Annotated in this window: 20 protein-coding genes and 1 pseudogene; 5 read left to right on the plus strand and 16 right to left on the minus strand. The window is 64.5% G+C overall.

The features are described 5' to 3' along the window. Positions 1-657: 657 nt before the first annotated feature. The 4 genes and pseudogenes from EKG36_RS16060 to EKG36_RS20975 all read right to left on the minus strand — a co-directional run bounded on the left by EKG36_RS16060 (position 658) and on the right by EKG36_RS20975 (position 5,871). Positions 658-1,998 (minus strand): flippase, encoded by a 1,341-nt coding sequence (locus EKG36_RS16060; RefSeq protein ID WP_185827581.1) that lies wholly within the window; start codon positions 1,996-1,998, stop codon positions 658-660. A gap of 228 nt (positions 1,999-2,226) precedes the next feature. Further along, on the minus strand, positions 2,227-3,024 hold the full coding sequence (locus EKG36_RS16065; RefSeq protein ID WP_126485932.1) for a GumC domain-containing protein: 798 nt from the start codon (positions 3,022-3,024) through the stop codon (positions 2,227-2,229). 1,066 nt (positions 3,025-4,090) lie between these two features. Continuing rightward, positions 4,091-5,028 (minus strand): annotated as a pseudogene (locus tag EKG36_RS16070) (IS481 family transposase). A 369-nt stretch (positions 5,029-5,397) separates the two neighbouring features. Next, complete coding sequence (locus EKG36_RS20975) at positions 5,398-5,871, minus strand: pilin (RefSeq protein WP_281274433.1); 474 nt, start codon at positions 5,869-5,871, stop codon at positions 5,398-5,400. Positions 5,872-6,227: 356 nt separating this feature from the next. On the opposite strand from EKG36_RS20975, the gene pilB reads away from it, so the two are divergent. Both pilB and EKG36_RS16085 read left to right on the plus strand, forming a co-directional pair. Continuing rightward, positions 6,228-8,021, plus strand: coding sequence for a type IV-A pilus assembly ATPase PilB (gene pilB / locus EKG36_RS16080; protein ID WP_126485934.1), 1,794 nt, complete (start codon positions 6,228-6,230; stop codon positions 8,019-8,021). A 157-nt stretch (positions 8,022-8,178) separates the two neighbouring features. Continuing rightward, positions 8,179-9,411 (plus strand): type II secretion system F family protein, encoded by a 1,233-nt coding sequence (locus EKG36_RS16085; RefSeq protein WP_126485936.1) that lies wholly within the window; start codon positions 8,179-8,181, stop codon positions 9,409-9,411. Positions 9,412-9,533: 122 nt separating this feature from the next. Here EKG36_RS16085 and EKG36_RS16090 read toward each other — a convergent pair whose 3' ends face one another. Then, positions 9,534-10,205, minus strand: coding sequence for a TetR/AcrR family transcriptional regulator (locus tag EKG36_RS16090; RefSeq protein ID WP_126485939.1), 672 nt, complete (start codon positions 10,203-10,205; stop codon positions 9,534-9,536). Positions 10,206-10,472: 267 nt separating this feature from the next. On the opposite strand from EKG36_RS16090, the gene lexA reads away from it, so the two are divergent. Next, the gene (gene lexA / locus EKG36_RS16095) at positions 10,473-11,135 is read left to right on the plus strand and encodes a transcriptional repressor LexA (protein WP_126485941.1); all 663 of its coding nucleotides are present in this window, start codon (positions 10,473-10,475) and stop codon (positions 11,133-11,135) included. Between the two features lie 47 nt (positions 11,136-11,182). Beyond that, complete coding sequence (gene dinB, locus EKG36_RS16100) at positions 11,183-12,241, plus strand: DNA polymerase IV (protein ID WP_126485943.1); 1,059 nt, start codon at positions 11,183-11,185, stop codon at positions 12,239-12,241. A 26-nt stretch (positions 12,242-12,267) separates the two neighbouring features. Here the strand turns inward: dinB and EKG36_RS16105 are convergent, their stop codons facing one another. The 4 genes from EKG36_RS16105 to purU all read right to left on the minus strand — a co-directional run bounded on the left by EKG36_RS16105 (position 12,268) and on the right by purU (position 14,907). After that, positions 12,268-12,615 carry a hypothetical protein gene (locus tag EKG36_RS16105; RefSeq protein ID WP_148113487.1) on the minus strand — a complete coding sequence of 116 codons (348 nt, stop codon included), beginning with the start codon at positions 12,613-12,615 and terminating at the stop codon, positions 12,268-12,270. Between the two features lie 193 nt (positions 12,616-12,808). After that, complete coding sequence (locus EKG36_RS16110) at positions 12,809-13,240, minus strand: low molecular weight protein-tyrosine-phosphatase (RefSeq protein WP_126485947.1); 432 nt, start codon at positions 13,238-13,240, stop codon at positions 12,809-12,811. 128 nt (positions 13,241-13,368) lie between these two features. After that, a complete protein-coding gene (locus EKG36_RS16115; RefSeq protein WP_126485949.1) occupies positions 13,369-14,040 on the minus strand; it encodes an energy-coupling factor ABC transporter permease in 672 nt (223 codons plus the stop codon). 12 nt (positions 14,041-14,052) lie between these two features. Then, positions 14,053-14,907 (minus strand): formyltetrahydrofolate deformylase, encoded by an 855-nt coding sequence (gene purU, locus EKG36_RS16120; RefSeq protein ID WP_126485951.1) that lies wholly within the window; start codon positions 14,905-14,907, stop codon positions 14,053-14,055. A 441-nt stretch (positions 14,908-15,348) separates the two neighbouring features. Here purU and EKG36_RS16125 point away from each other — a divergent pair, with 441 nt between their 5' ends. Further along, on the plus strand, positions 15,349-16,941 hold the full coding sequence (locus EKG36_RS16125; protein WP_126486105.1) for a ribonuclease J: 1,593 nt from the start codon (positions 15,349-15,351) through the stop codon (positions 16,939-16,941). A gap of 76 nt (positions 16,942-17,017) precedes the next feature. On the opposite strand, the gene EKG36_RS16130 is transcribed toward EKG36_RS16125, so the two are convergent. From EKG36_RS16130 to mobA, 7 genes are all read right to left on the minus strand, one after another. Continuing rightward, positions 17,018-17,308 (minus strand): H-NS family histone-like protein, encoded by a 291-nt coding sequence (locus tag EKG36_RS16130; protein WP_126485953.1) that lies wholly within the window; start codon positions 17,306-17,308, stop codon positions 17,018-17,020. Between the two features lie 233 nt (positions 17,309-17,541). Further along, on the minus strand, positions 17,542-18,534 hold the full coding sequence (gene moaA, locus EKG36_RS16135) for a GTP 3',8-cyclase MoaA (RefSeq protein ID WP_126485955.1): 993 nt from the start codon (positions 18,532-18,534) through the stop codon (positions 17,542-17,544). Beyond that, positions 18,531-18,986: a molybdopterin synthase catalytic subunit MoaE gene (gene moaE / locus EKG36_RS16140; RefSeq protein WP_126485957.1), complete on the minus strand. Its 456-nt coding sequence runs from the start codon at positions 18,984-18,986 to the stop codon at positions 18,531-18,533. The genes moaA and moaE overlap by 4 nt, the downstream gene beginning before the upstream one ends. Before the next feature lie 4 nt (positions 18,987-18,990). Continuing rightward, entirely contained in the window at positions 18,991-19,803 is an 813-nt protein-coding gene (moaC, locus tag EKG36_RS16145) for a cyclic pyranopterin monophosphate synthase MoaC (RefSeq protein ID WP_126485959.1), read from the minus strand. Positions 19,804-19,815: 12 nt separating this feature from the next. After that, positions 19,816-21,069 (minus strand): bifunctional molybdopterin-guanine dinucleotide biosynthesis adaptor protein MobB/molybdopterin molybdotransferase MoeA, encoded by a 1,254-nt coding sequence (locus EKG36_RS16150; protein WP_126485961.1) that lies wholly within the window; start codon positions 21,067-21,069, stop codon positions 19,816-19,818. After that, positions 21,066-21,653: a molybdopterin-guanine dinucleotide biosynthesis protein B gene (mobB, locus tag EKG36_RS16155; protein WP_126485963.1), complete on the minus strand. Its 588-nt coding sequence runs from the start codon at positions 21,651-21,653 to the stop codon at positions 21,066-21,068. Before mobB ends, EKG36_RS16150 begins: the two co-directional genes overlap by 4 nt. Continuing rightward, complete coding sequence (gene mobA / locus EKG36_RS16160; protein ID WP_126485965.1) at positions 21,650-22,255, minus strand: molybdenum cofactor guanylyltransferase MobA; 606 nt, start codon at positions 22,253-22,255, stop codon at positions 21,650-21,652. Before mobA ends, mobB begins: the two co-directional genes overlap by 4 nt. Positions 22,256-22,381 lie beyond the last annotated feature (126 nt).

Below are 22,381 nucleotides of genomic sequence, written 5' to 3' on the forward strand. Positions count from 1 at the left end.
CGAAACCTCAGCTTGCCAGAAATCGTGCACCTGAATCCCGAGCGGGTCCCGATGTCACAGGCATCAGGATTTTAAAGAGCCGAAGTCATTTCATGTGCCAACTATGTTGACAGGCTCCGTCACCGAACTATAACGACGGTGTCATGCAGTGTAGACCGCACCCTGCATGAGCCAACCCAAGCCTTAAAGGGGACCAACGCGTGATAGGCCATTTTGTCACCTACTCTACGCGTACTGCCGTCCCTCAGCATCTATGTCGTCGTTATACTGGCCCGGATGCATGATCAGCACGATTCGCAGGGCACGGGTTAGTGAACCTCTTCCACGAAGCCATGAGTCAGGGCGCTGCCAAGATTGCACGGGCTTGGGTCGGCGTATTTCCTTGCGGAGATCGATCACGGCCTCTCCGGCAAAAGGGAGAGGCTGACCGGTAGGCAGCAGATAGAGGCTCACATGATTCCATGAAAGTCTTTACGCCAACCTTACCGGGGCGAGGCCGCCTCATCGTAAAAATGGACCACATTAGTGTCCTGGTTTATTGCCGGCTTCGGGCAAGTAGACCATAGCAACAATCATGCTGCTCAATCTTGTCGCATTTAGGGAGTCATGAGCACACTGGGTCTTCAACCGACCACCTGTCGGTTTGGGTGCACGTTTTCAGAAAGCAAAAGTTTGTATCCCGAGCTTCGCCCTTGCCACCCTCCACATGTATACATTCCAGAAGCAGATGGTTAGCGCAGTGGCAAGTCCAGCACCAACCGTGCCATATAATGGAATCAGCAATGCGTTCATTATGATATTGATAAGTGTAGCCATGACCATGGCTCTCATGGAGTCGACTTGGTGGCCCGTCATGTTCAATAACACACCTACTGACCCAAACAGTGCGTTTACCAGCTGCCCAACCACCAACACGAGTAATGCATGGTATCCATGAGAGTATTCAGCACCAAACACAAAACCTAGGAACCACTCACCGAAAACAGCAAAAAACAGAAACACTGGCGCTGCCAGCAGGACAGAAAATCGAGAGCTTTTAGAGACAACGTTCTGCAATCGATCCATGGCGCCTTGAGCATGCAGCCTTGCCACATGGGGAGAGACAGCCATGTTGACCACTTGCAAACCAAATGACACAAGCACAGAAACTGATGCCGCCACTTTGTAGACACCGACATCTTCTGAAGTACTCAGAAAGCCCAGCATAACGACGTCGGTTTGACTATTTAGCATTTGCAGGCCAACTACCATTCCCAAGGGCACAGCCGCATAGAGCCACGCCAAGGAGTGATAGCATGCCGATGAGGCTCTGGCAATCTCGCCTGGTTTGACTTTTTTTAAGATCCACGCCCCTGCAATAAACGCTATCAAGGCAGCCGATGCATGCAGGATCATCGCTGTGACTGACGTGAGTATGTCGCCAACAGCCCAAGCCACTAGTATTAAAATGACAAAAAGCAGTGGGCGAAACACCAGCTCAGGGAGCTGTCCTAACACAACCCTCCGTAACCCTCTAAGTGCAGCGCCTCGTAGATTTCCCAGAGCAACAAGAGGAATTAACGCGAAGCTTGCCAATAGAGTTTGCCTCGTCAGCTCATTGAGGTCTCCCTCCCACAAATAGAGCCCGAGTAGCGCCACCAGAGTTATGACCCCTGAGGTGATCCATACAGCAAGCGTACTCCATCGCCACAACCCCCTCAGAAGCTCCCACTGCCCACAGGCATGTGCTTTTGCGGTCTCGCGCATCACCAACTGTGGAATCCCAAGCTGAGCGGGTATCGCCATCAGCGAAACCAAGGCATACGCAAAGGAGTATGTGCCATATGCGCCTGCACCAAGACTACGTGCCAGAAGCGTCGCGACTATAAAAGCGAGAAATGTATGACCCACCTTTACAACAGCACTGCCGGCTCCGCCCCGAAAGAGCTGGGCTTTAAGGCCGTTTCCGTGAAATTTTGCTCGGAGATGTCGAATCGACAAAACCTTACCAACATTCACAAGCCGTACCTTCTTAATAACATTCAACCATCTACCACGCGGCTTCAAAGGTGCAATTATTGGTTAACTATCTCATTAGAAACTTGCGGCGTGTAATACCGCTTCTAAATATGACTCTATCGCATGGCTAAGGCATCAAATTCCATTCAAGGAGCGGCACGCCCCCATCAGGCACTAAGAGAGGCAGCTTTATTGTAATAAAAGAGAGTGCAACCCAACCGATGAATGTCAGCCCTCAGCCAGGCTTTTTTTAACAGCAAGCACGAATTGCATCATAAACGCCGACAATACGGCAAACAGCAGACCGAAAGCGATAGACAGTGCCAGAAGTAAACTGCGGCTCATGCCAACCGGGTTTAGCCCCCGCGCTGCAACTTTCTCGACCATCCCTTCTTTCAACTGACCCAGCTGTGCCTGAAGCTCTAATATACGGCTGGAATAGCTTGCCATCAGTTGACTTGTATATTCGCTATTGGCCTCTTTTACGGCCTCCAATCCACGTTCAGTGCTTTCCAACTGGCTTTCAAGCACGGCACGCCTTTGCTCGATCAATTCTTGCTGGTTCTCCATGACACGCTCAATCAAATCTTGGTGCAGGGTCTCAACATGATCTGCGAATTGCTCGGCGGCTTCACTATTGATCACCAACAGCTTTGTATCCGCCGGATTGGAGAAATGGATGCGAAATGGCAAACTTTCTAGATTCGTCGATTCCAGCAGGCCCCGAGTTGCCGGTGCGAAATACAGGTTCTTCAGCTTCGATTCGACGCTCTTCGGCGATTCTAGCGCTACGCTGCCTCCATGATCGCTCGACAATGCTGCCTGTTCGGCCAAATGGTATATCGTGACGTATTCGTATTGACGGGGCATCATCGCGATGTAACCAAGGGCCATCACCATGAACAGGGAGAACACGACAGCCATTATTTTCCATCGCAAAATCAATATTTTAGCAAGATCAACAAAGGATATTTCATCCTCTTTCGAGGTTGAAAGGCGGCCTTTGCCAGAATATTGGTCACTCATATGCAATCTCTTGTGTCTGAAAGAGAAGCAGGCACGCTACCGCCCTGGGATTCTCCCGGGCTTGTTCCCACGCCCTTCAAAAACAGGGGTATCGCCGGGCAAGCCTCGCTCCCGTCCCGATACCCGTCGATGATGCCGCCATTCTACGCAAGTGCTCGAATGGGCTCTACGCTCGCTGCCGCCTCCACGGCAAAAGTGTTGGTCCGAAGCTAAGGCGACTTGGATCATGAAGGATACAGACCCACTGCCAAGGCCACAACGGCGGCAGCAGCGCTAGTTGCGCCCCACGAAGCCGATGAAGGGGACCATCAAAAGCGCAGGCCCTGCAGGGCCTAGAGAGCAAGCAGACAGCGCCTGCCAGCGTGTTTTACGCCGTCGCCGCCGTGAGGCAAGAGGCCGGTGGGCAGACCTTTGACGGGGAAATCACGGTCCAGACGGGCATTGAGCCTCACTGCCCCCATGAGACTGCCTCCTCCTCAAGGAATCATGCTGTCTCCTGCTCATCCCATCGGCACTGAGGAAGGCATTTGGCAGCTGCCCAAGTCGGAGTAATGGTGGCTATCTGGATGATGCCGCCAGCGCCCCCAGCGGTGGCATCAATCAAGCAACGCCGATTGCATGCGACTGTTTAGTACAATCGATGCCCGACACCTTCGCGCCCTGGGCCGCTGGCAGGGCTCAGCCACAGTGCGCATGAGCCCGACGGCGGGGACTATGCGCCACCTGTCCAGACCCGTTCGGGAGGGGCCCTCGGCAATCTCCAACTGGGCGGGTTGTCCCCCTTGCGCCTCATGAGCTCAAAGGCTGCGGGTACAATGAGTCGTCGCTACGATGTCAACCAGGCAATGACGCCCCGACCCCAAGGGGTAGTATCGAGATGATCCATGCCAGGCGCATCGGTTTCAGGATGCAGGCCATGCCGCGTATAGGTGGTCCCAGGAGGCTCGGCAGCTTCGCATGCCCTGGCTATCTCATCACTGGACATCCAACCGGCTGGGTGGAGGCTGTCCCTATGGCCATCGATGCGCCCCCTCGTCCGGCCATCTGCCCCGCTGGAAAGTGCGGGCTAGATGTGTAAACCCACCAGGTTGTTCACGGAATGCCCCAGCCGGCTAATGGGAGGTTGGTAGTTCAGGCTGGCATGGGGCCGATGCCAGTTGTATTGGTGGAGCCAGACGGGCAGATGCTTGCCTCGTGCCTCCGAACTCTCGTAGCGCCACGCATAGGCCCATTCACGCAGCGCGGTTTGATTGAACCGCTCTGCCTTGCTATTGGTACGGGGACTGTAGGGAGGGGGACGCTTGTGATTCAGACACAGGCGGTGAAAGGCTCTGAGCGGGTAGCAGGCGCCGTTGTCGGTCAGCACCCGCGTAAAACGGGCCCCAGTCCTCGGTAATAGCGCATGGCGTCCAACAGCGCGTAACAGGCACTCCAGCCGGTTTCATCGGGGTAGCGGGTACCAGAGGCCACCCGCGGGAGATCGTCGATCGCGATGTGGACATACTCCCACCCGGCACTAGGAGAGACCTGCTGCCTATCGCCGGTGACCCGATGTCCCGGCCGCGCGAAGCGGTCGAGCTTCTTGATGTCCAGATACAGGAGCTCCCCGGGGGCGTCATGTTCGTAGCGGTTGTCGGGCCGGGCAGGCTCAAGGGCTGCCAACCGGCTTAACCCCGCGCACCTAAGTATCCGGGCCACTGTGCTATGGCCGATGCCCAGCCGCTTGGCGATCTGGCGATAGGTCTGGCACTGCCGGCGTCGTTCGATAAGCAGCTCTCTGACCTCGTCAGAGACCACATGAGGGCAGCGCCGCGTGCGCGATGAGCGGTTCTGCAGCCCGGTCTCGCCTTCTTCCCGGTAACGGCGCACCCACTTGTAGACCGTTCGCCCGCTGACGCCCTGAGCCTGGGCGACCTCCTCCGGACGGAGCCCTTCATCCAAGACGCCATGGACCAGCAGGGCTCGACCATGTGGAGTGAGACGGGCATTCTCATGGGTGTTCATCCGGGCCTCTTGGAGGTTGGCTTGGGTCACACCTCCAATTGTCCGGGTAGGCTGCGGATGAACAACCTACCGATCGATTACAGCTAGCGATGGAAATATCATCGTGCTGTGAACCGGGAACGGGGACAGACTTCCTTCCGACATCGGCTCGCCCCCGCTATGGTCGACCAGCTCCGCCAGACCACCCACAGCGGCCTGGTGCTGGGCAGCGAACGCTTCAAGCGGCAGGTGGCCGAGTTGCTCGACCGCCGCACGACACGCGGCAAGTCCGGGCGCAAACCCCGAGACCGTGAGAGCGGAAGCGTTGGATAAAAACGGCCGGCAAGAGCCGGCCGATTTTTTCATCGGGCTCCCCCCGATTAAATACGATTATTCACATTCAGCAGGCAGGTAAGCGTCACCAATAGTAGTATTCGACGCACAATCCCACGATATATTCCCACCATTATCAGTGGCATCAAAAGACAAGATCTTACCATCAGGATCACTAGATTTAATGCCAGTCAAGGTATACTGAATCTCACCACCAGCAACAAATGCCACCTTGCTTAAATAATCGCTTTCACTGGCTTGAGTAACACCAGCTAAATCTGTATCCACAGGATTATCTTTGGCTGCGGGCCAACTACCTTCTTCAGCATAATATTCTGACATCCGTAGCTTATCACCTTGCGCCAAAGAGAAAACCTCACTCACTTTGGCTCGCGCTACATAGTCTTGATAAGCAGGAATAGCGATAGAAGCCAAAATACCAATAATCGCCACCACGATCATCAGCTCGATCAGGGTAAAGCCGCCCTGACCCCCCTTGACGTACCGCTGCATGCCTTGTCTTTTCATCATCTTCACCCCTTGCTCCATCCCGCCTGCCCAGGCTGATATCGAATAGTGGTACAGGCGAACTCGTTGCCATGCCTCGGAACCCGGTCAGGATGCCGCTCGGTCAGCCGGCTTTTCCGGGTCCCCGCAGGCGGCAAGAAGGCCGCCCTACCGTTACATTAATTTACATTTTGCCACCCTGCAAGGACAAGGTACCACATTGTGTGACCGGAGGACTGACCGCCACCATACTGACGCTTGCCGTCCTGTCGTCAAGCCAAAGGTTGAAGGCCACGGGTCTGCGCTGGGCGACCCCCATGCTTACAGGCTAGAATCAAGCAGGAAAGCCATCAGCTTCCGCGGCGAGACAATTACCCCCTATGAATGACTACCGCCCTCCCGGCCCCGAGCAGGCCTATACACCCGAGCCCGCCAGCTCGCCCCTTTCCGGCGCCGCCCACCGCAGCGGCCTGCGCGGGCTGAGCCGGCGCCTGATGCACGATGGCTACCTGAGCGAGGCCGCCGCCGCCCGCGCCGAGCAGGAGGCCCGGGAGGGCGAGATCTCGCTGCTGGAGCATGTGATCCAGTCCGGCCTGGTGCCGGCCCGCCAGGCCACCCTCACGGCGGCCTGGGAATATGGCCTGCCGATCATCGACCTGGATGCCCTGCGGCTCGAGAGCCTGCCTCCTGCGGCGGACTACCCGGACAAGATCCTGCGCCGCCTGGGCGTGCTGCCCCTCAATCGGCTCGGCCATCGCCTCACCGTGGCGGTGCCCTACCCCTCCACCCTGGCCCAGCTGGATGAGCTGCAGTTCGCCACCGGCCTGACGCCGGAGGGCGTGCTGGCCCCTGTGGACCAGCTCGGCCCGGTGCTCGAGAGCTACCTCGCCCGCAACGAGAACACCATGCTCGACGAGCTGGCCAACGTGGACGACGCCATCGGCGAGCTCAGCTACGACGAGGGCGTCACCGACGTCGTCGACGAGCAGCAGGCCGTGGCCGCCGCCGGGGACGACGCGCCCATCGTCAAGTTCGTCAACAAGATCCTGCTGGACGCCATCCGCCGCGGCGCCTCGGACATCCACTTCGAGCCCTACGAGACCAGCTACCGGGTGCGCTTTCGTATCGACGGCATGCTGCACGACGTGGCACACCCGCCCTTCGCCATGCGCACGCGCATCGCCGCCCGCCTCAAGGTGATGTCGCGCCTCGATATCTCGGAGCGGCGCCTGCCCCAGGACGGCGCCATCAAGCTGAGGATCTCCACCACCCGCTCCATCGACTTTCGCGTCAACTCGCTGCCCACCGTCTATGGCGAGAAGATCGTCCTGCGGATTCTCGACCCGGCCTCGGCGCAGCTGGGCATCGAGCAGCTGGGCTTCACCCCTGAGCAGCGCGAGATCTACGAGCAGGTGCTGGACGACCCCCAGGGCATGATCCTGGTGACCGGCCCCACCGGCAGCGGCAAGAGCGTGACCCTCTACACGGGCATCAATATCCTCAACGAGGTGGAGCGCAACATCTGCACCGCCGAGGACCCGGTGGAGATCAAGGTGCCCGGCGTCAATCAGGTGAACGTGCTGCCCAAGATCGGCCTCGACTTCGCCAGCGCCCTGCGCGCCTTCCTGCGCCAGGACCCGGACGTGGTGATGGTCGGCGAGATCCGCGACCTGGAGACCGCCGAGATCGCCGTCAAGGCCGCCCAGACCGGCCACCTGGTGCTGTCCACGGTGCACACCAACTCCGCCGCCGAGACGCTGACGCGCCTGGCCAACATGGGCGTGGCACCCTTCAATATCGCCAGCTCCGTGAGCCTGATCATCGCCCAGCGCCTGGCGCGGCGCCTGTGCAAGCACTGCAAGCAGCCGGCCGATATCCCCCGAGAGGCCCTGCTCAACCAGGGCTTCACCGAAGCCGAGGTCAGCGAGGCCACCATCTTCGAGCCGGTGGGCTGCAAGCACTGCACCCAGGGCTTCAAGGGGCGGGTGGGTATCTACGAGGTGGTGCCGATCAGCAATCCCATGAGCCAGCTGATCATGAAGCAGGGCAACGCCATGGACTTCGCCACCCAGGCCCGCGAGGAGGGCCACCCGGACCTGCGCCGCAGCGGCCTGCTCAAGGTGATGCAGGGGTTGACCAGCCTGGCGGAGGTGAATCGCGTTACCAAGGATTAACAGGGGGAAGTCGCGAGGTACAAGGAGCAAGGCGTCAAGACCTTGCGGTAAGGCGTGAGGAGCAAGGAGTGAGGTGAATGCCCCCCAGGCTTGATGCCTCGCCCCTCGCCCCTCGCCCCTCGCCCCTTACACACGATAAATCGCAGGGAACAGGACCATGGCCACAGCCACGTTACGCAAGTCGCAGAAACTCAAGCTCTACCGCTGGCGATGGACCGGCAAGGGTCCCCACGGCCGCAAGGTGAGCGGTGAGATCATCGCCGGCCGGCGCGTCGAGGTCGAGAAGGAGCTCGCCGGCCAGAACATCATGATCAAGAACATCCGCCGCAAGGGGGGCATCGGCGGCGGCATGGGCAAGATCAAGCCTCGCGATATCATGCTGTTCGCCCGTCAGATGGCCACCATGATCCGCGCCGGCGTGCCGGTGCTCCAGGCCTTCCAGGTGGTCGCCGAGAGCCTCAAGAAGCCGGCCATGTGCGCGCTGGTCCAGGAGCTGATGAACGACGTGGCCGCCGGCGCCAGCTTCTCGGAGGCCCTGAAGCGCCATCCAGAGCACTTCGACCGGCTGTTCTCCAACCTGGTGGAAGCCGGCGAGCAGTCGGGCTCGCTGGATCGCATGCTCGAGCGGGTGGCCACCTACAAGGAGAAGCTGGAGACCCTCAAGAGCCGGGTCAAGAAGGCGCTGTGGTATCCCGCCGCGGTGATCGCCGTGGGCATCGCCGTCACCGCCCTGCTGCTGATCAAGGTGGTGCCCCAGTTCGAGAGTCTCTTCCATGGCTTCGGGGCGGAGCTGCCGGCCATGACGCGCATGACCATCGAGCTCTCCGAGTTCGCCCAGGCCTACTGGCTATGGGGGCTAGGCGGCGTGGCCGCCTTCATCTTCCTGATCCGGGCAGGGATGAAGCGCTCGGAGGCCTTCACCTACCGCATGCACGCGCTGGCGCTGCGCATCCCGGTGATCGGCAAGATTCTCGACAAGTCCGCCGTGGCGCGCTACTCGCGGACGCTGGCCACCACCTTTGGCGCCGGCGTGCCCCTGGTGGAAGCCCTGGATACCGCCGCCGGGGCCACCGGCAACAAGGTCTACGAGCGGGCCGTGGAACAGATTCGCGAGGATGTCTCCACCGGCCAGCAGCTGCATTTCGCCATGCGCATGACCGAGCAGTTCCCGCCGCTGGCGGTGCAGATGGTCGGCATCGGCGAGGAAGCCGGCTCGCTGGATGCCATGCTCAACCGGGTGGCGGACTACTACGAGGAGGAGGTCGACAACATGGTCGATACCCTCACCTCGCTGCTCGAGCCCTTTATCATCGTGGTGCTGGGGGTGATGGTCGGCGGCCTGGTGATTTCCATGTACCTGCCGATCTTCGAGCTGGGGAGCGTGATTTAGGGGCGAGGGACGAGGGACGAGGGACGAGGGACGAGGAGCAAGGATAACCCTCGAACCACGTGCCTCGAACCTCGAACCTCAGCTATTGCCCCTCACTCCTTTCACCTTCCCCCACCGCCCCCTCAGCTCGCCTGGCGCACGGCCGCCGGCGGCTCCGGCAAGGGGGCGTTCATGGCCGCGACCACCACCGGGCGCAGGCGGCGTACCAGGTCGCGTACCGTGACGTGCTCGTCATAGTCCTTTTCGGCGATATCGCGCAGCGCATCCAGGCCCGAGAGGGTGAAGATCACTGTGCCCAGCATGAAGTGCAGGCGCCAGAAACGCTCGGCATCCGGCAGGTCGGGGGTGGCGCGGCGCACCAGCTCGGTGAAGCGAGTGAAGACGCTGCCATACTCGTCCTGGATGTATCGTCGCAGGTGCCCCTGGGCCTGGCTGTAGGCCAGCCCCAGCAGGCGCATGAACACCTTCAGGCTGTTGCGCTCCGCCGGTACCTCCAGCACGGTGCGCGCCATGGTCTCCAGCAGCTCCTCCAGGGGGATCTCGTCGCCCTCCCCCGCGTGCCGCGCCTCGAGCTCGTCCAGGGCGGTGTGAAAGCGCGCCGTGAAGGGATCGAGGTAGCGGGCGAAGACCGCCTGGATCAGCGACTTCTTGGAGCCGAAGTGGTAGTTGACCGCCGCGAGGTTGACCTTGGCCTTGCTGGTGATGTTGCGCAGCGAGGTCTCGGCGAAACCGCGCTCGGCGAACAGCACCTCGGCAGTATCGAGGATGCGGGTAACGGTATCGGGCTGAGCCATGGTGTGCGTCCGGGTTGGAAACATTTGTTTGAATATGTCCCGAGTCTATGACACCCAAGGGCCTTGGCTCAATGCAGAGGCGGTCACGTGTTTGAAACGTATCCCCCGTGGAGCCTGGCCGCGCGAGCGACGCCCGGCGGACTGAGGTGCCGGACGGAGGCGTGAACCGGCCAACTCGCCTTTTACTGGATGGATACCCATGCTGTATACTTGCCCAATAGACTGGCAGCATGGATGCCACCCACTGGTCCCCGCCCCGGAGGTCGCATGACTCGCCCCCTCACCCCGCGTCAGCAGAATGTCTTCGACTTCATCGTCAAGACCATGAACGAGCTGGGCTACCCCCCGACCCGGGCCGAGATCTCCCGCGCCCTGGGCTTCAAGTCGCCCAACGCCGCCGAGGAGCACCTGCGTGCCCTGGAACGCAAGGGCGCCATCCGCATGATCCGCGGCACCTCCCGGGGCATCCGCCTGCCGGCCCAGGAGCCGGAGGCCGCGGCCGCCGCTGCGCCCCCGGAAGACACGCCCCCGCAGGGCCTGCCGATCATCGGCGAGGTGGCCGCCGGCAGCCCGATACTGGCTGCCGAGCATATCGACCGCTACTGCCCGCTGCCCCCGGAATACTTCACCCCCCGGGCCGATTACCTGCTGCGGGTGCGCGGGCTGTCGATGAAGGACGTGGGCATCCTCGAGGGCGACCTGCTTGCCGTGCATCGTACCGAGCGGGTCCGCGACGGCCAGATCGTGGTGGCCCGCCTGGAGGACGACGTGACCGTCAAGCGCTTCCACCGCCAGGGCCACACCGTCACCCTCGAGGCCGAGAACCCCGACTTCGCGCCCATCGAGGTGGATCTTCGCCACCAGGCGCTGGAGATCGAGGGCATCGGGGTTGGGGTGATTCGCGGCGGCAATGGCCAGGCCCTCGGCTAACCCACGGTTTCTGGCCGGCGCCCCTCGCACCGGCCATTCCCTGACCCATGACCCAGCGAGTTCGCAAGATCCTGCATGCCGACTGCGACTGCTTCTATGCGGCCGTGGAGATGCGCGATGACCCCAGCCTCAGGGAGATTCCCATCGCCATCGGCCGCTCGCGGGAGCATCGCGGGGTCATCGCCACCTGCAACTACCCTGCCCGCACCTATGGCATCCATTCCGCCATGCCCACGGCCCGGGCCCTGCGGCTCTGCCCGCACCTGACGCTGCTGCCCGGCGACTTCGACAAGTACCGGGAGGTCTCCCGGCAGATCCAGGCCATCTTCCATGAGCTCACGCCCCTGGTGGAGCCCCTCTCCCTGGACGAGGCCTTCCTGGATGTCACCGACGTGGAGGGCTTCCAGGGCAGTGCCACCTGGATGGCCCAGTGGCTCAAGCGGGAATGCCTGGCGCGCACCGGCATCACCGTCTCGGTGGGCGTGGCCCCCTCGAAGTTCCTGGCCAAGATCGCCAGCGACTGGGACAAACCCGACGGCCTCACCGTGATTCCGCCCGAGCGGGTCGAGGGCTTCGTCGAGTCCCTGCCGGTCACCAAGCTGCATGGGGTGGGCCCGGCCACCGGCGCCCGCCTGGAGGCCCTGGAGATCGCCACCTGCGCGGACCTGCGCCGGCAGCCGCTGGAGCGGTTGCTCGAGGAGTTCGGCAAGTTCGGCCACCGTCTCTATGAACTGGCCCGAGGCATCGACGAGCGGCCGGTCAAGGTGGAACGCGAGCGCAAGTCGGTGAGCGTGGAGTCCACCTTCGACCGCGACCTGCCCGACCTGGAGACTGCCAGGGCCGCCCTGGCCCCGCTGTGCGAGCGTCTCGAGGAACGCCTGGCCCGCCACGGGCATCCCCCGCTGACCGGCATCTTCGTCAAGGTGCGCTTCGATGACTTCAACCTGACGACCCTGGAGAGCCGCGGCTTGGCGACCGACCTGGCCAGCTACCGGAGCCTGCTGGAACAGGCCTGGGCCCGGGCCCACCGGCCAGTGCGCCTGCTGGGGGTCGGGGTGCGGCTATTGCCGGAAGGTGCCCGTCAGCAGTTGAGCCTGCCGATCTGAGCCGTAGCCTCTCAGCTGTGTGGCCCTTAGCCCCTGCAGCCGGCCCTGTCGCCCCCGCCGGTCTGCGGCAAGTAAAGCCCCTGGCGGCGTGCCTCCCTGGCGATGGCGGCGTCTCCCCGGCAGCGTGCCACCCGATGGATCGCCAGGCGACGGGGCAGGAATAGCACTTCCATGAGCAGCCAGGCCAGCAGGAAGCCGGGCACCACCAGCCGGCTCCAGCCCAGCAGGGTGAACTGGCTCAGCAGGGCCAGGCTGGCCGGCGTCAGCAGCAGGCCGAACCAGACCTGGTGAAGGCCGAGAAAGCGATTGTCGTTCAGCAGCTGTCGACGCAGGGAGCGGGGGGATTCGCCCAGGGGAGACGCCTTGATGTTCACGTAGAAGCTCGCACCAGCAACCATCGAGGATGGGCTACTATGCCAGCCCCGGCACCTCGCCAAAGCCGGCTGAAGATCATCAAAACCCGACCTTCTCCCCGTATGGTTACCGTAGGGCTACATAGGAACGTGATCTGGCTACATTAGCTAACACTGTGGTCAGGCAAGGGGACCAAGCGAAGCCAGGCTCGACCTAGAGCTTCCCCTGCCAGCTGGCGACCGCCTTGACCAGCAGCTGGTGCACCTGACGATAGACCTCGGGTGAGCGCCGGTGCGGGTCGGGGATCTCCTGGTGCCCTTCCAGCCAGCGCCCCAGCAGCATCGTCTTGCCCAGCGAGGCGGCATCGAGGTGCGACACCTCCCAGCGCTGGTTCTCGGTCATCACCAGCACCAGATCCGCGGCCCTGAGCATCTCGACCGTCAGCTGGCGGGCCTGATGTCCCTCAAGGGTCAGCCCCTCGGCCTCGGCCAGGGTGACGACCGCGGGGTCGGCCTCACGCCCCTGGGGGGCGGCCAGCCCCGCCGACTCGATGCGCCGGTCGGGATAGGCCTGGCGCAGCAGCGCCTCGGCCACCGGGCTGCGACAGACATTCCCCGTGCATACCACCAGAATGCGCTCGAACATGTGCGCTCCTTGTTCAGTGTCGGCAAGCCCTTGCCCCTCGCTCCTCGCTCTTCGCCCCTCGCTCCTTACCCTCTTGCTCCTTGCTCCTCACTCCTTGCTCCTCGTCCCTTACTCCTCAGTCCTCGCCCCTATTTCGTATCGATATAGCGGTGATCGTTGAAGGTGGCCACCCAGTCGGGGTGGTAGACCATCAGGATGCTCATCAGCATGCCGGTGATGAAGGCTTCCGAGGGCATCAGCAGGGGCAGGAAGCGGGCATACTCCAGCGCCTGGTGCATGGCCTGGGCATCGGTGGCGCCAAGGGCCATCAGGCCCACTGCGGCGCCCCCAGCTCCCAACGTGGCCAGCGCGGAGCCAAAAAAACAGCCCACGAACAGGAACACCATCAGGTGGTCGGGCAGGTGCCGGTCCACCAGGCGCCAGACCACACTGATGACCAAGGCCGGCACCACCCCGGTGACCAGCACGTTGACGCCCAGTAGCGGCCATTCGACCCGCCCCAGCAGCACCATGGCAAGGTTCACCGCCACGATGGAGAGCAGCGCCAGGGGCGCCTTGAACACCAGCGTCAGCAGGGCGGTGAACATCAGGTGCAGGGTGAGCCAGTCCACCGCCTGGGCGCGCAGTTGCCACAGCAGCATGACCATCACCGTGGCCGCCAGCCAGCGGTGTTGCAGCGCATGGTCGTCGAGTAGCGCCTGCCAGGGGCGGCGGCTCAGCGCCAGGCCGACGAAGGCCAGCGAGACGCCAGCCCCCAGCCACAGCAGCCACGGCGCCAGTATCAGCTCGGAAAACGACATCGCGCCTCCGGTTCAGGCGAAGACCACGGTCTTGTTGCCGTGCACCAGCACGCGATCCTCCAGGTGCCAGCGCAGGCCACGGGCCAGCACGGCCTTTTCCACGTCACGGCCGAACCTCACCAGGTCGTTGGGGGTATGACAGTGGCTGACCCGATGAATATCCTGCTCGATGATCGGACCGGCATCGAGCTCCTCGGTGACGTAGTGGCAGGTCGCGCCGATCAGTTTCACGCCCCGCTGATGGGCCTGGTGATAGGGCTTGGCACCGGCGAAGGACGGCAGGAAGCTGTGGTGGATATTGATCACCCGCCCGGCATAGCGCTCGCACAGGCTCGGCGGGAGGATCTGCATGTAACGCGCCAGCACCACGCAGTCGGCGCGCGCCTCGTCCACCAGCCGCTGCACCTCGGCGAAGGCCGGCGCCTTGTCGTCGGCGCTCACCGGCACATGGTGATAGGGAATGCCATGCCACTCGACCAGGGCGCGAAGATCGTCATGGTTGGAGATCACCGCGGCGAGGTCGCAGTCCAGCTCGCCCGCGGTCCAGCGGTAGAGCAGGTCCACCAGGCAATGACTCTCCCGGGATACCATCAGCACCACCCGACGGCGTTGGCTGGTATCGTTGAGCGCCCAGTCCATCTCGAATTCTTCGGCGATCGGCGCGAAGGCGTCGCGCAGCGACTCATGGGACATGCCGATCGAATCGGCGAGGATCTCGTAGCGCATGAAGAAGCGCCCCGACTCGAGATCGGAGTGCTGGCTGGCCTCGGTGATGGACCCCCCATAGCCGGAAATGAAGGTCGATACCCGGGAGACGATCCCCAGGCGGTCGGGACAGGAAACCACCAGTCGATAGTAGTGTGACATCGGATGACCGTTGCTGTTGGGCGGACGAGAGAGCCCGCATTGTAGCGAAATCCTCGCGTCGGGTCAGACCGGGAGCCAGCACCGGGGATGATCAGACGGAAAACGTGAGACGCTTGATAACAGGGCAATCGCAGTCGGGTGGCGCCGGGGACAGGTCGAAGAGGGGGTCCTACGCCATGGATGGCGTCGGTAGCGCCCAGGGAGGGGTTCACAGCGCCCCCTCGTAGAACTGTCGACGGAGCAGCTCCTAGCACCAAGGCTATTTGCTATAGCCCTGCGCTTGATAAGGGCTTCGTTGTGGGCCCGGGCGACGATCCCGTATAGTGAAGACACATTTCCCGGCCACCGGCCTTCTCGATGCCCCTAGCCCGTGCCCAGATTCGTCCCCGCCGTCGCCCGCCGCTGCACTTCCTGCCGCTGGGCGGATGCGGCGAGATCGGCATGAACCTGAGCCTCTACGGCCACGCGGGAGAGTGGATCGCGGTGGATTGCGGCATGATGATCCGCCAGGACCTGCCGGACAGCCCCCTGCAGGTGCCCGACCTCTCGACACTGGCCACGCTGGGCATCCAGCCCTCGGCGCTGATCATCACCCATGGCCACGAGGATCATATCGGTGCCGCCGCCTGGCTGTGGCCGAAGTGGGGCTGCCCGATCCATGCCACGCCCCTGGCCGCCGGCCTGCTGCGTGCGAAGTTTGCCGAGCGCGGACTGCGCCAGGAGGCCATCCGGGTCATCGAGCCCGGCGATGCCCTGGAGACCGGGCCCTTCACCCTGCGCTACCTGCCGCTCACCCACTCCATTCCCGAGAGCTGCGCACTACTGATCGCCGCCGGCGAGCACCGGGTGCTGCATACCGGCGACTGGAAACTCGACCCCGAGCCGTTGATCGGCCCGCCCGTGGTTCCCGAGACCTATCGCAGCCTGGCGCCGGTGGACCTGGTGGTCGGCGATTCCACCAACGCCCTCGTCCCCGGGCACTCCCGCAGCGAGGGCGAGGTCGCACTGGCCCTGGAATCGGCGATTGGCAGCTGTCGGGGCCGCGTGGTGGTCAGCTGCTTCGCCAGCAACCTGGCCCGGGTGCTGGCCATCGCTCGCGCCGCCGACCGCTGTGGGCGCCGGGTGAGCCTGATGGGCCGCTCCATGGAACGCATGGTGGGGGTGGCCCGGGGACTCGGCTACCTGGAGGATTTCCCGCCGCTGGTACCGGTCTGTGACCTCGGTTACCTGCCCCCCGAGGAGGTGCTGGTGATTGCCACCGGCAGCCAGGGCGAGCCCCGGGCCGCCCTGTCCCGGCTGGCCCGGGGGCGCCATCGTCACTTCGAGCTGGAGAGCGGCGACAGCGTGATCTTCTCGGCTCGGGCCATCCCCGGCAACGAACGGCTGATCGAGCGCTTGAAGGCCGCCCTGGGGCGCTTCGGCGTGACCCTGATGGACGATACCAACCACCCGGAACTGCACGCCTCCGGGCATCCCGCCCAGGAGGAGCTCACCACCCTCTATGGTTGGGTGCGCCCCCGGCGCCTGCTGCCGGTGCATGGCGAGCCACGCCATCAGCAGGCCCATCGGGCGCTCGCCGCAGAGCTCGGCATCGAGGCCCCCCTCACGCCCCAGAACGGCGACCTGATCCGCCTGGATGCCGAGGGCCTGCACCTCGAGGCCCGTCATCCCCAGTCGCCCCGCATGATCCACCAGGATGAGGTCGCGCCGCTGCCGGGGTTGGGCGGCGAGGATCGCTCACGCCATGGCCAGCTTCACCTGGCCTTGACGGTGGCCGCCACCGACCATGGCTGGACACGCCTGGGTCGGCTGCTGCTCGATACCAGCCAGTCGTCGCCGGTCGACGAGGACGCCTTCACCGACTGGCTGGACGACTGCCTCGAGGATATTCACGTCGACACCCTCGCCGACCTGCGCCTCGCCCTGCGCCCGCGGCTGCTGGCCTGGATGGGCGAGCACCTGCGTCGGGTGCCGGAGATCCACCTGCAGATTCTCGCCGCCGAGTCGGAAGTCCTCTCAAGCTCGTCTGACTGAAGAGGCAAGGCAACAAAACAAAGCTCCCGCCGTGATGGCGGGAGCTTTGTTCATCGCGCGATGACAGCGCCTGGGTTCAGGCGTTGTCGGCCTTCTTCGGCGGACGGCCACGCTTGCGCCGGGGCTGCTCCGGCACCAGGTCATCGACGGAGAGACCCGCCTCATTGATCTGCTCACGGATCTCGGCCAGCTTGCGAGCCTTCAGGGCTTCCTCTTCCTGGCGACGACGCTCCTCATCGTTTTTCTGCTCGATGACCTCACCGATCACTTCGGCGAGCTTATGGAGTTGCTCCATGCTGAGCTGGCGAGCCGCGGCACGCGCCACGTTCTTGTTGCGAGCGATGCGCTCCAGGGATTCGTTGGACATTGCCCCCTCCGTATCGGGAATTCTCACGTTCGGTTGTGATCAACCGGGCCATAACGAAAGTATATTCGCAGACACCCGTTTGGCAAGAATAGCCGGCAGAAATTACCTGACCTCCGTGCGTGCCTGTGGCGGGAGGTATCGTGAGAGGGAGGAAAAAATCGGCAGAGTAAGGGAGCGTGGAGGGAGCATGACCCGCCGGAAAAGGGAGTGCCTTTCCCGGCGGGACGGCAGGATTAACCGCCGGTCATGTTCATGAAGCGCACCACCTGTACGTCGCCGTCGGTGGTGAAATGATGGCGTTCCGGCTTCAGCGGCATCGCCTTGACGATGGCGTCCTTGAGGGCATCGATATCCCCCGGATGGCGACGCAGCACGGCCCGCAGGTCCACCGAGTGCTCGTTACCCAGACACAGCAGCAACCGCCCTTCCACCGTGACGCGCACCCGGTTGCAGGTCGAGCAGAAGTTGTGGCTGTGGGGCGAGATAAAGCCCACCCGGGTCTCGCTGTCCGGCATGCGGAAATAGCGCGAGGGCCCAAGCGTCGTCTCGGTGGTGGGCAGCAGCGCATGTCGCTGCTCGATCAGCGCCTGCACCTCGTCGCTGGAGCAGAAGGTCTCGGCCCGGGAGTGATCCGAGACATCGCCGAGCGGCATCTCCTCGATGAAGCTGATGTCCACGCCTTCCCGGCGGGCAAAGTCGACCAGGTCCACCACTTCGTCGTCGTTGCGGCCCTTGAGGATGACCGCATTGAGCTTGATGCGCTCGAAGCCGGCCTCGCGCGCGGCGCGAATGCCATCGATCACCTTGGCCAGCTCGCCGGTGCGGGTCAGGCGGCGGAAGCGTTCCGGATCCAGGGAATCGAGACTGATATTGAGCCGCTCAAGCCCCGCCTCGCGCAGCCGCGGGGCGAACTTGCGCAGGCTCGCGCCGTTGGTGGTCATGGCGAAGTCCCTGAGGCCCGGCAAGGCACCGATCTCGTCCACCAGGTGGTCGATGTCGCGACGGACCAGCGGCTCCCCGCCGGTCAGGCGGATCTTCTCCACCCCCATCTCGGTGAAGGCCCGGGCCACCAGCGCGAGCTCCTCGAGGGTCAGCACCTGGGCCCGCGGCAGGAAGGTCATTTCCTCGCTCATGCAATACACGCAGCGAAAGTCGCAGCGGTCCGTGACGGAGATACGCACGTAGCGCACTCGCCTGCCGAAGTCGTCGATGAGCTCGTCGTTCATGTTGAAGTCTCCCAGCGACGGGCATCGCGATGATCGCCCTCGCGTTCGGCCACCCAGTAGGCACCGCTGGCCGTGTGTTCTTTCTTCCAGAAGGGCGCGCGGGTCTTGAGGAAATCCATGATGAAGTCGCAGGCCTCGAAGGCCGCGCGCCGATGGGCACTGGCCACCACCACTAACACGATAGGATCCCCGGGGGCCAGGCGGCCAACCCGGTGAATCAGCCGCACGCCCTGGAGCGGCCAGCGCTGCTCGGCCTCGGCGACGATGTCGGCCAGCGCCGACTCGGTCATGCCGGGATAATGCTCCAGGGTCAGGGCCTGGACCTCGGGGCGTTCGTTGAAGTCGCGCACCAGCCCGGTGAAGCTGACCACCGCGCCGATATCGCTGCGCCCGCGGGTCAGGGCCTGCTGCTCGCTGCCGGCATCGAAGCGTTCTTGCTGCACACGAATCATCTGACTAGCCCCCCGTCACCGGTGGAAAGAAGGCGACCTCGTCCTCGGCGGTCAGCGGCGTGGCGTTGCCGGCCATCACCTGATTGACCGCGCACAGTACCCGGCCTTCGTCGAGGCCGGCGAAGCGCGCATCCATGGACTTGAGCAGCGCCTTGAGGCCCGCCACATCGGCGCTTTCCAGTTCGGCGAAGGGCACCGAGACCTCGCCCACGCCGAGACGCTCGCGGAGCTCGGCCAGGCACTTGACGCGGATACAGGGCTCGCCCATGGCACAGCGTACTCCCAGCGACACCTCCCCGGTGGCACCCTCGCCGGTGACGATCGGTGCCGGCTCCATGGCAGCGGGCCCGCGCTGATAGTCGCCGGACTTGCCGCCGGTCTTGGCATCCAGGTGGATGCTGCCGATCTCCATGTCCTTGTCCACCGCCTTGCACATATCGTAGAGGGTCAGGCAGGCCACCGACACGGCGGTCAGCGCCTCCATCTCGACCCCGGTGCGACCGGTCAGCCGGCAGGTGGCGCTGACGTGCACGCAGGAAGCGGCCTCGTCCAGGCGAAAGTCGACGCTGACCTTGGACAGCGCCAGGGCATGGCACAGCGGGATCAGCTCATGGGTGCGCTTGGCGGCCTGGATGCCGGCGATACGCGCCGTGGCCAGCACATCCCCCTTGGGCAGGTCGCCATCGGCCAGCAGGGCCAGGGTCGCGGGGCGCATATGGATGACGCCGGAGGCCCGCGCCTCACGGCGACTCTCCGCCTTGTCGCCGACATCGACCATGTGGGCTTCACCGCGGGGATTGAGATGGGTCAGGCTCATGGATTCAGCGCCTCATGACAGTCGAAAAAGGGGTTGGATGGTCACCGCCTCGCCGGCCTCGACGCCGTCGCGCGCCTTGTCGAGTTCGATCAGGCAGTCGGCGGCCACCATGGAAGACAGGATGCCGGAGCCCTGGGCGCCGGTGTCGCGCACCCACAGCCGTCCGGCCTCGTCGCTGCGGGTGACCCCGCGCAGGAAGTCGGTGCGCCCGGTGCGGCTGCGCAGCGGCGTCTCGGCGAGCGCGGTCAGCCGTCGCGGGGCTGTCTCCGCCCGGCCCTGCAGCCGGCCCAGCAGGGGCACCACGAACTGCAGGAAGGTGACCATGACCGCCACCGGGTTGCCCGGCAGGCCGAGGAAGGGCACCGCGCGCTCGCCGAGCTGGCCGCAGGCCAGCGGCCGCCCCGGACGGATGGCGATGCGCCAGAAGGCCAGGCGCCCCACCTCCTCCAGCGCCTGGCGGGTGAAGTCGGCCTGGCCCACCGAGACGCCGCCACTGGTGATCACCAGGTCGGCGCGCTCGGCGGCATCGCGCAGCGCCGCGATCATCGCGGCCCGGTCGTCGGCAAGGATCCCCAGGTCGATCGGCTCGGCGCCCTGCTCGCGCAGCAGGCCGGCAAGGGTAAAGCGGTTGGCATCGAAGATGCCGGCCGGGGGCAGCGGCGCGCCCGGCGGGGTGACCTCGTCGCCGGTGGAGAACACCGCCACGCGGGGCCGGCGGTGGACCGCCACCTCGGCGAGCCCCAGCGAGGCCAGCAGGCCGAGCTCCGCGGCGCCGACCCGGGTGCCGGCCGCCAGCGCCCGCTGGCCACGGGCAATGTCCTCGCCGGCCTGGCGCACGTGCTGGCCCCGCTTCACGCGCTCGGGATGCTCGACGCGCACGGCCTCCCCTTGCGTCTCGAGCTGCTCGCGCATGATCACGGTGTCGGCCCCGGCGGGCAGCGGCGCCCCGGTGGTGATGGCCACGCAGTCGCCGGGCGCGAGGGCCGCCCCATGGGAGCGACCGGCCAGCACCTCGCCGACCCGGCGCCAGGTCGCGGGCAGCGGGTCGGCCACGGGCCAGGCCAGGGCGATGCCGTCCATGGCGGCATTGGTGTTCTGGGGCACGTCGATGGGCGAGATCACGTCCTCGGCCAGTACCCGGCCATGCAGGGCGTCCAGGCTCACCCGCTCCACCGCCAGCGACGTCGGCACCAGCTCGGCAAGCGCCGCACTGGCCTGTGCGGGCGAGAGCATACGCTCGCCGAGATCGAAGCAGGACAGCGTCATGCCGGGCGCCCCTCCCGGCGCCGGTGGCGCGCCTCGGGCCAGCGCGCGGGCCAGGCGGCCACCCAGTCGGCCAGGGCCTCGAGATCGTTGAGATCCAGGGCCTCGACACCCGCGGGCAGGGGCAAGGCGGCATCGCTGGCCACCGCCTTGACCCAGGGATCCTCGGCGACGCGCAGCGGCTTGCCCACCTCGGGGCGATACAGCTCCAGCTTGGGCAGTGGCCAGGCCTTGAAGCCTTCCACCAGGATCAGGTCCGGCGCCTGGGGCCTGACCATCTCGACCAGTTCGTCGAGGTCCGCTTCCTCGCGCCCCGGGGTCTCCATCATCATCGCGATGCGCGCCCGCGAGGCCACCACCATCGGCACGGCCCCGGCCTGGCGGAGGCGATGGCTGTCCTTGCCCGGCTGGTCGACGTCGAAGCCGTGGTGGGCATGCTTGATCACCGCCACCCGCAGGCCGCGGCGCCCGAGCGCCGGCAGCAGGCGTTCCAGCAGGGTGGTCTTGCCGGTGCCGCTCCAGGCGGCGATGCCGAGCAGCGGCAGGTCGTCGCGAAGGGTCAGGGAGGCGGGTGCCGAATCGCTCATGGGCGTGCTGGCTCCTTGCCGTGCAGCCGCTCGAGGCGCTGCTTCTCGTCAGGGGTATTGAGGTTGGCGAAGGCCGCGGCGCAGTCGGAGACATCGACGCGACACCAGGCATGCCGGGCATACCAGCGATCGATCTTGCGCTCGCCCTGGGCCAGCGCACAGGCCAGGTCGTCGACCAGGTGGCGACGGATCAAGGCCACCACCGGGTGCAGCCGCTCGCCGTCGTCGGCCACGGCGATATCCATCGCGCCGATCCCCGCCGCCAGCCGCGCCACCAGGTCGTCGGGCAGCGCCGGACTGTCGCAGGGCACCACCACCACCCAGGGCGTCCTGGCGGCATGCAGGCCGCTGTAGATGCCCATCAGGGGTCCCTGGTAGCCACCCTCGGCATCGCGGACCACCCGATCGCCCTGCTCGGCATAGGCCTCGAGGTGGCGATTGGCGTTGATCAGTACCTCGGCCACCCGCCCGACCAGCGGCGCGCAGGCATGGGCCACCAGCGGACGGCCGGCGAACGGCTCGAGCCCCTTGTCACGCCCGCCCATGCGGCGCCCCTGACCGCCGGCCAGCACCAGCCCGGTGAGGTCGTCTCGGTGGATCATGAATACTCCAGCAGATTGCTCAGGCATGTCCTCATGATGCCTTAGCCACGCGACGGGTGCCATGACCGCCGCTCACGCTCGGCCCCCGCCGTGACGCCGGTCAAGGCGCGGCTTATCGAGCCCGTC

The organism is Halomonas nitroreducens, from assembly GCF_003966155.1.
Taxonomy (GTDB): domain Bacteria; phylum Pseudomonadota; class Gammaproteobacteria; order Pseudomonadales; family Halomonadaceae; genus Halomonas; species Halomonas nitroreducens.

Coding starts and splice junctions, on each gene's coding strand:
- EKG36_RS16065 (WP_126485932.1), bottom strand. CDS start 3,024: ATGAGTGACCAATATTCTGGCAAAGGCCGCCTTTCAACCTCGAAAGAG.
- EKG36_RS20975 (WP_281274433.1), bottom strand. CDS start 5,871: ATGATGAAAAGACAAGGCATGCAGCGGTACGTCAAGGGGGGTCAGGGC.
- pilB (WP_126485934.1), top strand. CDS start 6,228: ATGAATGACTACCGCCCTCCCGGCCCCGAGCAGGCCTATACACCCGAG.
- EKG36_RS16085 (WP_126485936.1), top strand. CDS start 8,179: ATGGCCACAGCCACGTTACGCAAGTCGCAGAAACTCAAGCTCTACCGC.
- EKG36_RS16090 (WP_126485939.1), bottom strand. CDS start 10,205: ATGGCTCAGCCCGATACCGTTACCCGCATCCTCGATACTGCCGAGGTG.
- lexA (WP_126485941.1), top strand. CDS start 10,473: ATGACTCGCCCCCTCACCCCGCGTCAGCAGAATGTCTTCGACTTCATC.
- dinB (WP_126485943.1), top strand. CDS start 11,183: ATGACCCAGCGAGTTCGCAAGATCCTGCATGCCGACTGCGACTGCTTC.
- EKG36_RS16110 (WP_126485947.1), bottom strand. CDS start 13,240: ATGTTCGAGCGCATTCTGGTGGTATGCACGGGGAATGTCTGTCGCAGC.
- EKG36_RS16115 (WP_126485949.1), bottom strand. CDS start 14,040: ATGTCGTTTTCCGAGCTGATACTGGCGCCGTGGCTGCTGTGGCTGGGG.
- purU (WP_126485951.1), bottom strand. CDS start 14,907: ATGTCACACTACTATCGACTGGTGGTTTCCTGTCCCGACCGCCTGGGG.
- EKG36_RS16125 (WP_126486105.1), top strand. CDS start 15,349: ATGAACCTGAGCCTCTACGGCCACGCGGGAGAGTGGATCGCGGTGGAT.
- EKG36_RS16130 (WP_126485953.1), bottom strand. CDS start 17,308: ATGTCCAACGAATCCCTGGAGCGCATCGCTCGCAACAAGAACGTGGCG.
- moaA (WP_126485955.1), bottom strand. CDS start 18,534: ATGAACGACGAGCTCATCGACGACTTCGGCAGGCGAGTGCGCTACGTG.
- moaE (WP_126485957.1), bottom strand. CDS start 18,986: ATGATTCGTGTGCAGCAAGAACGCTTCGATGCCGGCAGCGAGCAGCAG.
- moaC (WP_126485959.1), bottom strand. CDS start 19,803: ATGAGCCTGACCCATCTCAATCCCCGCGGTGAAGCCCACATGGTCGAT.
- EKG36_RS16150 (WP_126485961.1), bottom strand. CDS start 21,069: ATGACGCTGTCCTGCTTCGATCTCGGCGAGCGTATGCTCTCGCCCGCA.
- mobB (WP_126485963.1), bottom strand. CDS start 21,653: ATGAGCGATTCGGCACCCGCCTCCCTGACCCTTCGCGACGACCTGCCG.
- mobA (WP_126485965.1), bottom strand. CDS start 22,255: ATGATCCACCGAGACGACCTCACCGGGCTGGTGCTGGCCGGCGGTCAG.